Source organism: Planctomycetaceae bacterium (genome assembly GCA_041398825.1).
Classification (GTDB): domain Bacteria; phylum Planctomycetota; class Planctomycetia; order Planctomycetales; family Planctomycetaceae; genus F1-80-MAGs062.
This window is the reverse complement of record JAWKTX010000011.1, coordinates 45,620-57,331: the sequence shown is the minus strand read 5'-3', so window position 1 is coordinate 57,331 and position 11,712 is coordinate 45,620. Positions and strand designations below refer to the sequence as shown.

8 protein-coding genes are annotated in these 11,712 nt (G+C 54.4%); 5 read left to right on the top strand and 3 right to left on the bottom strand.

Annotated elements, in window-relative coordinates; genetic code table 11:
• The first annotated feature begins 80 nt into the window (after positions 1-80).
• Together R3C20_19085 and R3C20_19080 are read left to right on the top strand one after the other, a co-directional pair.
• Positions 81-1,454 carry a Gfo/Idh/MocA family oxidoreductase gene (locus R3C20_19085; GenBank protein MEZ6042606.1) on the top strand — a complete coding sequence of 458 codons (1,374 nt, stop codon included), beginning with the start codon at positions 81-83 and terminating at the stop codon, positions 1,452-1,454.
• Between the two features lie 142 nt (positions 1,455-1,596).
• Positions 1,597-3,225, top strand: a complete 1,629-nt coding sequence (locus R3C20_19080; GenBank protein ID MEZ6042605.1) for a DUF1549 domain-containing protein — start codon at positions 1,597-1,599, stop codon at positions 3,223-3,225.
• A gap of 85 nt (positions 3,226-3,310) precedes the next feature.
• Here the strand turns inward: R3C20_19080 and R3C20_19075 are convergent, their stop codons facing one another.
• Together R3C20_19075 and R3C20_19070 are read right to left on the bottom strand one after the other, a co-directional pair.
• Positions 3,311-4,615, bottom strand: coding sequence for a glycoside hydrolase family 15 protein (locus R3C20_19075; GenBank protein MEZ6042604.1), 1,305 nt, complete (start codon positions 4,613-4,615; stop codon positions 3,311-3,313).
• A 169-nt stretch (positions 4,616-4,784) separates the two neighbouring features.
• A complete protein-coding gene (locus tag R3C20_19070; GenBank protein MEZ6042603.1) occupies positions 4,785-5,717 on the bottom strand; it encodes an aldo/keto reductase in 933 nt (310 codons plus the stop codon).
• 431 nt (positions 5,718-6,148) lie between these two features.
• Between R3C20_19070 and R3C20_19065 the strand changes: the two genes are divergently transcribed.
• Positions 6,149-6,766 carry an inorganic pyrophosphatase gene (locus tag R3C20_19065; GenBank protein MEZ6042602.1) on the top strand — a complete coding sequence of 206 codons (618 nt, stop codon included), beginning with the start codon at positions 6,149-6,151 and terminating at the stop codon, positions 6,764-6,766.
• An 11-nt stretch (positions 6,767-6,777) separates the two neighbouring features.
• Positions 6,778-8,121: an HD domain-containing protein gene (locus tag R3C20_19060; GenBank protein MEZ6042601.1), complete on the top strand. Its 1,344-nt coding sequence runs from the start codon at positions 6,778-6,780 to the stop codon at positions 8,119-8,121.
• A gap of 22 nt (positions 8,122-8,143) precedes the next feature.
• On the opposite strand, the gene R3C20_19055 is transcribed toward R3C20_19060, so the two are convergent.
• Complete coding sequence (locus R3C20_19055; GenBank protein MEZ6042600.1) at positions 8,144-9,922, bottom strand: ATP-binding protein; 1,779 nt, start codon at positions 9,920-9,922, stop codon at positions 8,144-8,146.
• Between the two features lie 283 nt (positions 9,923-10,205).
• Here R3C20_19055 and glpK point away from each other — a divergent pair, with 283 nt between their 5' ends.
• The gene (gene glpK, locus R3C20_19050; protein ID MEZ6042599.1) at positions 10,206-11,711 is read left to right on the top strand and encodes a glycerol kinase GlpK; all 1,506 of its coding nucleotides are present in this window, start codon (positions 10,206-10,208) and stop codon (positions 11,709-11,711) included.
• Position 11,712 lies beyond the last annotated feature (1 nt).

Below are 11,712 nucleotides of genomic sequence, written 5' to 3'. Positions count from 1 at the left end.
GTGAGATACTTCGTCTCCGCCCGCCGAATCAATGCTGCCCGCCTTTTTCATTCCCTGACGCAGATGGAAGGACCAATACGATGTCCGATCAGCAGAAGAACCCAAACGCACTTCTGAGCCATGACTCTGGTCGCCGAAATTTTCTTCGAACGACAGCGACAATGGCTGCAGGACTCTTTGTCGCTGCTCCTCAACCAGTGTTCGCTCAGTCGGGTGACAAGTTGAAGATTGCGGTCATTGGTTGCGGAGGACGTGGTGGAAGTAATCTGAAATCGGTCTCTTCGGAACACATCACGGCTTTGTGCGATGTCAATGAAAGCAACCTGAACCGAGCCGCCGAATCATATTCATCCGCCCGCAAGGCTACCGACTTCCGCCGCATTTTCGATCATCCTGACGAATTCGATGCCGTCGTTGTGAGCACCTGCGAACACACCCACGCTTTTGCAACCCTCCCTGCACTGCAACTTGGAAAGCACGTGTATTGCGAAAAGCCGCTGACTCATAACGTCCGCGAAGCCCGAATCATCCGTGAAGCAGCCGGGCGCGCCGGGGTTGCAACGCAGATGGGAACGCAGATTCACGCTGGTGAAAACTACCGACGGGTCGTGGAACTCATCCAGACCGGAGCCATCGGCAAAGTCACCGAATGTCATGTCTGGGTCTCGAGAGCATGGGGATGGCACGCGACGAAAGAAGAGGCGGATGCCCACAAGGACATCGTCTTTGTGCAGGAACGCCCAAAGACATCTGACCCGATTCCTGCAAATCTGAACTGGGATCTGTGGCTCGGTCCCGCACTCGAACGTCCCTTCAGCAACGTCTACTTTCCAGGCCCCAAATGGTATCGCTGGTGGGATTTTGGCAATGGAACAATGAGCGACCTCGGCAGCCACTGGATCGATTTGCCGTTCTGGGCACTGAACCTGAAATATCCAGCGCGTATTGAAGCGTCTGGTCCACCGGTGAATTCAGAGATCGCGCCCGCATCGATGCAGGTACGCTACGAATACGAAGAGATGGGCAGTCAGCCTCAGGTCTCGCTCACCTGGTACCAGGGAACCAACCGACCCGAGATCCTGAGCACAGGACAGATTCCGGCGTGGGGAAATGGCGTACTGTTCATTGGGGAAAACGGAATGCTCCTCGCGGACTACGGCAAGCATGTCCTACTGCCCGAGGAGAAGTTTGTTGACTTCAAACGCCCGGATCCGTACCTGCCACCGTCTTTGGGACATCATCAGGAATGGATTCACGCCTGCAAGACAGGAGCCCCGACAACCTGCAATTTCGAATATGCAGGCTGGCTGACGGAGGCCAATCATCTGGGCAACGTTGCATACCGTACCGGCAAATCACTGCAGTGGGACGCTGCCGAAATGCGGGCTACGAACGCTCCAGAGGCAGACCGCTTCATCACGCGTGAATATCGCAAGGGCTGGTCACTCGGCTAGTGTCCGCTCGTCATCAATGATGTTTTCCGCGTCTGCCATTTATCTCGCACCAGAATTGAACCGGGCGGGAGCCTGAAACAGACACGATCCTGATCGATGCGCGAACAGCCGCGTGTGGGCAGCGTTTTGGAACTGGTCATCCATGTTGAACAACCACAACTTAAGATTGCTCGTTTTCTGCCTCGCCTGTTTTCTTTCCGCTCAGGCCTATTCAATTTCAGAGCCTGCTGCCACAGAGCCTGCTGCCACTGACGCAGTGGACGACGTTGCTTCGGTTGTTGACGCACACATCAGAAAAGCACGCCATCGCGTCGGAGTAACTCCAGCGGACATTTGTTCTGATTCAGAATTTGTGCGTCGCGTTTACCTCGACATTGCCGGCCGTATTCCAACAGGATCAGAGCGTGAGACGTTCCTGATGGCTCCTGAGAAGAATCGACGGCGAAACCTGGTTGATTCGTTGCTCGAGAGTGAAGACTACGTCCATCATTTTGCAGACATGCTTGATGTGATGCTGATGGGGCGAGGCTCACGCCGTCGCTACGAAGACCGAGTCAGGTATCATTGGCGAGACTGGCTTGAGACCGAAATTCGTCAGAATCACCCCTGGAACCAGATGGCCGCCCGGATTTTACTCGCACGACCTCAAACTCCGGAAGACCGCGGAGCTGTTTGGTTCCTGTATGAACGGAAGGATGACTTTCAAAAGATTGCTGAAGCCGTTTCCCCGGCATTTCTCGGTCTTCGAATCGAATGTGCCCAGTGCCACGATCACATGGTAGCCACGGAGATCGAGCAACAGCATTACTGGGGACTCGTCGCATTTTTCAATCGCGGCAGGAACGTTGAAACAGACGACGGGCCCCGCGTCGCGGAATCCGCTATTGGCGGATTTTCTGACTTCGCAAATCTGGAAGGCAGCAGCAGCCCAAATCTGTTGACCTTCTTCCAGTCAACGACCGTCAAGGAAGATCGTCCGAAGCCTGATGAAACGCAGGTCGATGGCGATGAAATGTATTTGGAACCCAGCATTGCGGGGGATCCACGAGTGCCCCGTTTCTCACGTCGGCAGGAGTTTGTCGAACAGATTCTTTTGCCACACCCGCAGCTTGCCCGCGCGTTCGTGAATCGGACCTGGGCCATGTTCATGGGGCGAGGAATCGTGCATCCGTTCGATCAGATGGATAGTGTCCATCCACCATCGCACCCGGAACTCCTGGACTATCTGGCACAGGACTTTCGCGACTCGAATTACGACGTTCGCAGACTTGTACGAATCCTGGTTTCCACTCAGGTTTACCAGTTGTCATCACAAAGACCGAACGGAGCCGAAGACCCGGCTACATTTTCCTGGGCCATCGAACGGCCCCTTTCCGCAGAGCAGCTGTCGCGGTCCATTCAGCTTTCCATCAGGGGCGAAATTCATCATGACATGACACTGCTGGACAGTCTCCGGGACAAGATGCCTGCGGTCATGCCGGAACAAAGCATTACCAGTGTGAGCGAAGCTTTGTACCTTTCCAACAACGAATCACTCAACGAGTTTATTCGGTCCAGTACAAAGCCGCATCATTTGTCTTCGGCACTGTTGAAGATGCAGTCAAACGAGGAGCGGATTGAGCACCTCTTCAGGACGATCTTCGGGAGGTCTGCAACCTCGGAAGAATTCGCAGCCGTATCTTCAATGCTGGAAAAAGACATGAGCGCGAAAACACTGAACCACGTGGCGTGGGCCATGGTGACCAGCGCTGAGTTCAGATTCAACCATTGATCCCAGCCCCTGAGTTGTCAGCCCCTGAGTTGTCAGCCCCTCAGTTGTCAGCCCCTGAGCTGTCAGCCCCTGAGTTGTCAGCCGATCACTGATCCGCCGCCAGCATCAGCGCCTGCCAGAGATTTGCCTGAGTCCAGAGCAGCGGGGTGATATCATTCGGAATCCAGTTTCCGCGTTCGCAAAAATATGATTCCGGGCAACGAAACGCACCAAACTCACTGCCAACCGGCGTCAATTGTGCCAGAGAGCGACGCAGATACTCCATCTGTTTTTGCTTATCCTCCGTCCGACCGGAGGTCCGAAATCGCTCGCCATAGATGCAGGAGATAATCGGATCGAAGATGCACCACTGAGCCTCGAAGCCAGGCTTCAGCAGCGCGTCTCTGGCCCCCAGACTGTCACTGAAATCGGCCGTTCGAGCATCCGCTGACAGCAGTTCTTTATAGTCCGCGCACCAGTAAGAATCTCCGGGATAACGACGAATTCCAATGGGCCCCTGCAGGTTGTGAGTGACCCGATTCAGGATTTCATCTGCCTGAGATTCAGAGACAATGTTGAGCGGGTAGATCAGAAACAGCAACGCCGCATCGAATTCCCGTCGTTTGGCCGGGTCTTCCTGAATGCACTCAAACGGAAGGATCGATTCAAGCGCCGTGCGTCCCCTGGCAATGAGCTCATTCAGCAAAGCCGCTGGAACACCACGTCGGGTGTTGGAAATCGCCTCCGCTGCGTCGGTTGCCTCCAGAAGAGTCTTTAGTTCGACGAGTCCGGCGAGTGCTGTTCCGATACTGGAAGCGGAAATCTTGCGGACCTCTTCCCAGTGTCCACTGTCTTCATCCTGCCAGTATTTCACTGAAGCAAAATAATGGACCACGTCTGCCAGAATGTTCCATTCACTTTCTTTGGGAGAAAACTGCGCTTCATTTGTCAGCCGACATGTGAGCCAGAGTAAATATCCCAGGGCATCATTCTGAGCGTGAGACCATTTCTCATCCAGCTCTTTCAGATCTGTGCCGTTGAAACGAATGTGAGGACGATTCATCGGTTCATCGGCATCCGCCTGATGGTCAATAATTGAATCAAATCGATGTTCGTGCCGAGAATAGAATTCCAGAAGCGTGCGAAGACATGCTGAGGGAACGGACGAATCTTTTTGCACAGCCCAGTGTGCCCACGCAATGTGAATATTGTCTCTCAACCAGACGTTTCTGTAGCCCGTGACCTCTGCAACATCCGATTCGCTGCCAATCGCGGAGAACAATCCATTCGGCAGAATTGGAAATGAAAATGTCCCCTGGTTCGTCAGGAACTGAAGGAGATCGGTCAGGCGATCGGCAGATGAGTCACGGAGCCAGTCGGACGATGGAATTGTGAGGAACGGATCTGTCATTGGAATTCTTCTGAGGCTTACTGGATTTCAATCAATGGATGTGCGGTACCATTGCGAATGGTCAGGGATTCACTGGTCAACCGATTCGTTTCGCGAAGAATCTACTTCGCGTTGAATTCTCCGCGATGGCGTGCGAAGCTTTCTCGCTGAGGGAATCCGAATGGAATCGTCAGTTGTTTTCCGGGAGCCCTTCGACATGCCCAATGTTGCGGACAGGTTCAAAGATCGCCAGCACTTCGCCCAGCAATTGCTGATCGATTGGCATCGCCAGCCACTCCGCCCATTTTCGAATATTGTCCGGGTTTGCGCTGCCGGCGATGGTGGTGGCGATGTCCGGATGCTGGCAGGAGAACTGCAGAGCCAACTGGGCGATATCGACACCATTTCTGGAACACAATTCTGCCGCGGCCCGAGCCGCCGCCTTCACATCCTCTGGTTCCTTCAGCCATGCTGGCAAAGGAGCGTTGGTCAGCAGGCGAGCGCTGAATGGTCCCGCACTCATGACTCCAACACCCTTCTCTTTGAGGTACGGTACGGACTCATCCACGAAACGAGTGTTCTGAAGAGTGTATTGGTTGTAAGAAAGCACACAGTCGATATCCACCTGGTCACAGATGAAGCGGAAGATCTTCTGGGGGTATCCGCTGATGCCGATGTATCGGACTTTTCCAGCCTGCTGGATCTTCCACAGGGCAGGAATCGTTTCATCGACAATTTGCTGCATCGGGACAAATTCGATGTCATGGCACAGGATGATGTCCAGGTGATCGGTTCCCAGTCGATGCAGGCTGACGTCAACACTTTCGGCAACCCGTCTGGCACTGAAATCGAAGTGTTGCAGATCGTAACGGCCCAGCTTTGTGCAAAGTGTGTAACTCTCGCGCGGCACGTCCCGAAGCGCAATGCCAAGCAGCACCTCGCTCATCCCTCGACCGTAAAATGGAGACGTGTCGATGAAATTCAGACCGACTTCCAGGGCCACACGGACACTTTGCATTGCCTCTTCGAGCCTGACACTGCGAAATTCCTGCCCAAGCGAAGATGCGCCGAATCCCAGCACTGGCAATTGCAGATCCGTTTTCCCAAGTGGCCGCGTTTCCATATTTGTTCCCGCATCGATTTAAAAATTGATCTCGACTAGAGCCATGTCGCAGCGTTCCGTTCACCTGCGAGGGTTGCCGCTCGTTGCAGGGACTGTAGGCGCTGGCGAACGTCTCGTCACCCCGGAGAAACGGGGATTCCATTTTTGCGGATTCCGGTTCGCCGGATGCTCGCCCGGAATTCATGCTTTGGAGAGCGGTTCGATTCAGACGCGATTTTGGAGGTCGATCGCAATCAAGTTGCAGAATCCGCTGACTTAAGCGACGCGGTGAACTGGAAAATCTGTTCTTATCGGGACGAAATCAGAATCCCACGCTCTTTCAGCGCTTACAGGGAGCATGGCTTGCCCTAGATTCCGTTCCTGGGGCCAACTGTGATTCGATTGCGAGGCCCGCCCCAACCCACCCAGCAAGATTCCGGACTACACTTTCAATGTCATTTCCAAAACCGTTCTTCCGCTGGCGTCCCCATCCCTGGCATGGCCTGGAGGTTGGTCCAAATCCGCCCCGGCTGGTCAATGCCTTCATTGAGATTTCTCCGTTTGATCTCGTGAAATATGAAGTCGACAAGGTCACGGGATACTTGCGAGTCGATCGCCCCCAGCGCACGTCATCGCAACCACCGGCGCTTTACGGGTTCATTCCTCAGACCTATTGCGGCACACGCGTGGCAGAAATGATGCCTCGTGCGCGCCGGGGCGACGGAGACCCTCTGGATATTTGTGTTCTGAGTGAGCGTCCGATCACAAAATCTGAAGTGATCGTCAATGTGCGAGTGATCGGTGGTCTGCCGATGCTTGACGGCGGAGAAGCAGACGACAAGATCATTGGAGTGCTGGCTCAGGATAACATCTGGTCACATGTCGAGGACCTGGATGAATTGCCACAGGCAATTGTGCAGCGACTACGGCACTATTTCACGACCTACAAAGTCATGCCCGGCGACACAACTCAGCAGGTCTCGATTGACCACATCTACGATCGGGCTCATGCCGAGAAAGTCATTCTTGCAGCCATGGCTGACTACGAAGATGAGTTCGGCGGAACATAAGGCTGTTGTTCGTGGTTAATCATCCCTATGCCAGCATACCGGAAATCGCGCGAGCCGGTGATTCCGTTGGCGTGATTCGCATTCCCAGTGAACAGGATGTTCCTTTCACACGGCGCGTTCGTGAAATCGTTGATACGCCCGAGTTTCATCGACTGTCGTACATCACACAGCTTGCACTGACATCACGAGTCTATCCGGGAGCCACACACACTCGTTTTGAGCACGCGCTGGGGGTCTACCACAATGCCGTGCAGTATCTGTGGCAACTGGGACGGGACCAGCGATTTGCTGAATTTGTCCGCCCTCGAGACGCCGAGATTCTGATCGTATCCGCTTTGCTGCACGATGTGGGGCACTGGCCTTTCTGTCATCCCATCGAAGACATGTCGCTCCCAGGCATGCCACCACATGAAAGTTTTGCCCGCGAGTTTCTGGGAAGCTCCAGTGAGCTTGCAGGCGTCCTGCGCAGGAGCTGGGGGATTGATCCGGATGAGATCCTCGACGTTCTGGTCGCTCGCTCGAACTCTCAAAAGTACAGGCTTATGCGGTCCGTCCTGTCAGGGCCGATTGACATCGACAAGATGGACTATCTGGTACGCGACAGTCAGCATTGTGGCGTACCCTACGGCAAACACTTCGACAAGAATCGATTGATTGCCTCTCTGATCGTAAACGATAGTGGTGACGGACTTGCAATTACGTCAAAAGGCAAGACCGCCGCAGAAATGATGGTGTTCGCTCGCTATGTGATGTTTACCGAAGTGTATTGGCATCACGCGGTACGAGCCGCAACGACAATGTTCGCGCGGTCATTTTATGAATTGCATGGCCAGCTGGATTTGGAGGCATTGTTTCGACTTCGTGAACCGGAGTTAATCCGCACGCTTTGTGAGAAATCCTCGGGGACCGAAGTGCAGAGCCTGACTGATGGGATCTTCGGGGATCGCCGCGAGCTTCTGAAGAGACTGGCAGAATTCAGCGTGTTTCACGAAGAAGAGCTGTATCGATCATTGAGGCAATTGTCTTACCCGAGACTGGCCGCATTTTCAGATCGTCTTTCAGAAGCTCTCGCCGCAAAGACCGGACTGCCTCTTAGTCGGCTCGACGTGCTCATTGATGCTCCGCCATTGCATCGCGAAGTCGAATTCCGAGTCGACATCTTCAGTGAGGCTGATCGCACATATCGACCTCTGCGAGAAGTGTCGCCCATCGTGGATGCGATGGCCAGGACACAGTTTGACGACTGCGTCAAGAAAGTCCGGATCTTCGGTTCCGGAAAACTTCGTCAATCACTTGGTCGCGATAACCCGGTTGTTCCGTGCGTTCTCCGGGAGCTCCTTGAAACGGCCACTTAAGTCATCGACCGCGCGATGAATCTCAGGCTGGAAACGAGACCCGGAATTCTGTTCCGCGACCCGGTTCACTGCTGACGGACACCTGTGCTCTCAGGTGCTGGCAGAGGTGCTTAACGATCGCAAGACCCAGGCCGGTACCGCCCCTGTCTCGCGAGCGATCACGGTCTACGCGATAAAATCGTTCGAAGATACGTGGAAGGTGTTCGGATGGTATCCCACTTCCGGTATCCCGAACGATAACAAGTGCGTTGGTGCCATCTGGCTCGATCTGAAGCGTAATGGTGCCGTCATCCGGAGTGTGCTTAATGGCATTATCGACAAGATTGCTGATGATTGTTCGCACTGCCTGCCAGTCGCTGGTCACATTCATCTCTCCGGTTTCCGGAATCAGCAGCTGAATTTGTCGCGAGTCTGCAACTGGCTGCATGCCTTCAACCACTTCTCTCACGACTTCATTCAGGTTGACTTCTTCGAACTGAAAGACTTCGTTGCCCGACTCAACACGCGCGAGCTGCAGCATGCCAAGGATGAGCTGCAGAAGACGCTCAGACTGCTCCTCAATCTGAGTCAGAAATCGTTTGGCTGCTATCGGGTCATCCATTGCTCCGTTGATCAGCGTGTCGGTGCATGCCTGAATGACGGTCAGTGGGGTCTTGAGTTCGTGGGACACTCCGCTCACGAAATCCCTGCGCATGGCCTCAAGCCGCCGGAGGTCGGAGACATCCCGGACAACTGCGACGGCACCCGCCTGACGCGGTCGACGTATGGGGCAAACAACCATCGCGAGGTGAACACCGGTCAGCGGGGTTCGGAATTCGAGAGTTTGTAATTCACCGTCTCGAAGAGATTCTCCAATCGTTTCAAGCATCGCTGGAATTCGCACCGCCTCATAAAGCCGGTGCCCGACGCCGATGACATTTCCAATCGCAAGAAGCCTTCGAGCGGCGGCATTCAGAAAAAGGATGCGTTCGTCATGGTCGATTGCGATCACGCCTTCAATCATGGAATCGAGAACCGCGGTCAGCAGGTTCACTGTTGTCCGCGATTGCTTTTCCGATTCCAGCAATTCCGTGATGCGATCTTCACGGTCTTCTTCCAGTTCCGTCAGTGACTGCGCGACGGTTCCAAGTTCGTCGTGACGATCGGAGATTCGCATCAGCATGTCCTGTCGCAGGCTCCGTTCAACGCCTGTTCCCAGATTTTCGGTCATAGCCCGCAATGGAACAACCAGACCCGCTGCAACGACTGCAACGACGAGAACGCCGATGAGCCAGGTGTAGAAAGCACTGCGTGATGCGGCATCGCGAACGATGCCAAGCTCCTCCATCCGCTTCTGGAGTCCTCCCACAAGCAGCAAGACAGATTCTGGCGAGCCCTGTGGCTGGCATCGAAGCGACATGACCAGCTGTCGTTCATGGATATTCAGCGGCTGCAGCCAGCGGACGGAATCTCCGGATCGAAACGCAGCGCGGACGGCAGACATGGTGACAGGCAGTTGCGGCACATCATGATCCGCCGGAAGATCAATCAGCGACCTGGCTCGATCGTCCACCAGCCAGATACGGAATTCGTGGACAGCAACGGATTGATTCCAGCTGCCCAACACCTGATCGGGCGGTGAATTTTGTATTTCCTCAGCAATCCGCTGCAGCACTGTATGAGCCAGTTTTTGATGATTCAGCTCGGCGTGCTCGCTCATCTGAGCCTTGAGCGTTACGACCAGAGCAATCAGCGCCAAGCCGGTCAGCAGGGCATAGAACCCCACGATCTTCCAGAAAAGCTGCGATCTGGCCCAAAACACGATATCACCTTTTTCAGAGGCTGTTCAAAAGACATTTCGCAGCCCACCCGGCCCGCCGCAGCCTCCCCAGATTGTACTAGTCGCCGGTAGCCATCTCTAAAAGGGCACGTGATTAGTTCCGGAAGTTAACAATTGCGTCACACAATTCCACAAATGAGCGGCGCTGAATGACGGGTATTTCCGTACGCTTCCGTTGTGCCTGTCGGTTTTCTTAACATTTGGCCTGCGACGCCCCGATTTGGTACAGGACGGCACTTCAATTTCAGGCGAGGAGTTTGAAGACATGGCATCTTTTGTTCTCTCACTGGACCAGGGCACGACAAGTTCAAGGGCGATCGTTTTCTCCGCCGCCGGAACCGTGGTCTCCATAGCTCAAAAAGAATTCACCCAGTTCTTTCCACAACCAGGCTGGGTGGAACATGACGCTGAGGAGATCTGGAAGTCTCAACTATCAGTTGCGAAGGCGGCCATCCGGAAAGCTGGTCTGAAAGCGTCGGATATTGCCGCTATTGGAATAACAAATCAGCGAGAAACTGCTGTTCTGTGGAATCGACGGACCGGAAAACCAATTCACAACGCCATCGTTTGGCAGGATCGTCGAACGGCAGAAATGTGCGACCACATTCGCCGCGGAAAGCTTGCCTCGGAATTTCGAGAACGGACGGGGCTCGTGATTGATGCTTATTTCTCGGGTACCAAGGTTGCCTGGATGATGGAGCACGTCCCTGAGGCAGCGAAGCTGGCGAAGTCCGGGGATCTGGCGTTTGGCACGGTCGATAGCTGGTTGCTCTGGAACTTAACAGGTGGCACGCCAGAGGCCGGCGCCGTTCATGCGACGGATGTTTCGAATGCCTCGCGAACATTGATGTTCAACATTCAAACCGGTGAATGGGATGATGATCTGCTGAAGGCACTGAAGGTCCCTCGCAGTGTCTTGCCTAACGTTTGTTCATCGAGTGAAGTCTATGGTGAAACAAAAGACAAGTGGTTTGGCCGACCGATTCCCATCGCAGGTATCGCCGGCGATCAGCACGCAGCCTTGTTTGGCCAAATGTGTACGAAACCCGGTATGGTGAAGAATACTTTTGGAACGGGTTGCTTCATGCTGATGAACACGGGGCACAAGCCGAAGCCTTCGCAGAACAATCTACTGTCTACTGTGGCGTGGAAAGTTGGCAAACAAACAGAGTACGCACTGGAAGGGAGTGTTTTTATTGCCGGTGCTGCTGTTCAATGGCTTCGTGACGGCCTGAAAATCATCAGGAAAGCCTCGGACGTAGAAAAACTGGCCGGGGAAGTCGAAGACAATGGCGGAGTTTATCTGGTGCCCGCGTTTGCGGGCCTTGGTGCTCCGCACTGGGATCCTTACGCTCGCGGTATCATTGCAGGACTGACGCGCGGAGCCACTGGTGGTCATTTGGCAAGAGCTGCCCTCGAGTCGATTGCATTTCAGGTGGCGGACGTTCTGGACGCGATGCGAGCAGATGCGGGCATCAGGATTAAATCGCTGCGAGTCGACGGCGGAGCTGCGGTAAATAACCTCCTGATGCAGTTCCAGGCGGACATGCTGGGAGTCCCAGTTGTACGCCCGAAAGTTTCGGAGACAACTGCACTCGGTGCCGCCTATCTGGCGGGCCTGGCTGTCGGCTTCTGGAAGTCACGTGACGAAATCGCCTCCCAGTGGGCGGTCGATCGAGAGTTTGAACCGTCAATGAAAAAGACTCGTGTCGAAGACCTGAGAGCCGGATGGCAAAAGGCACTGGAGAGATCGCGACGCTGGGCCGAATAGT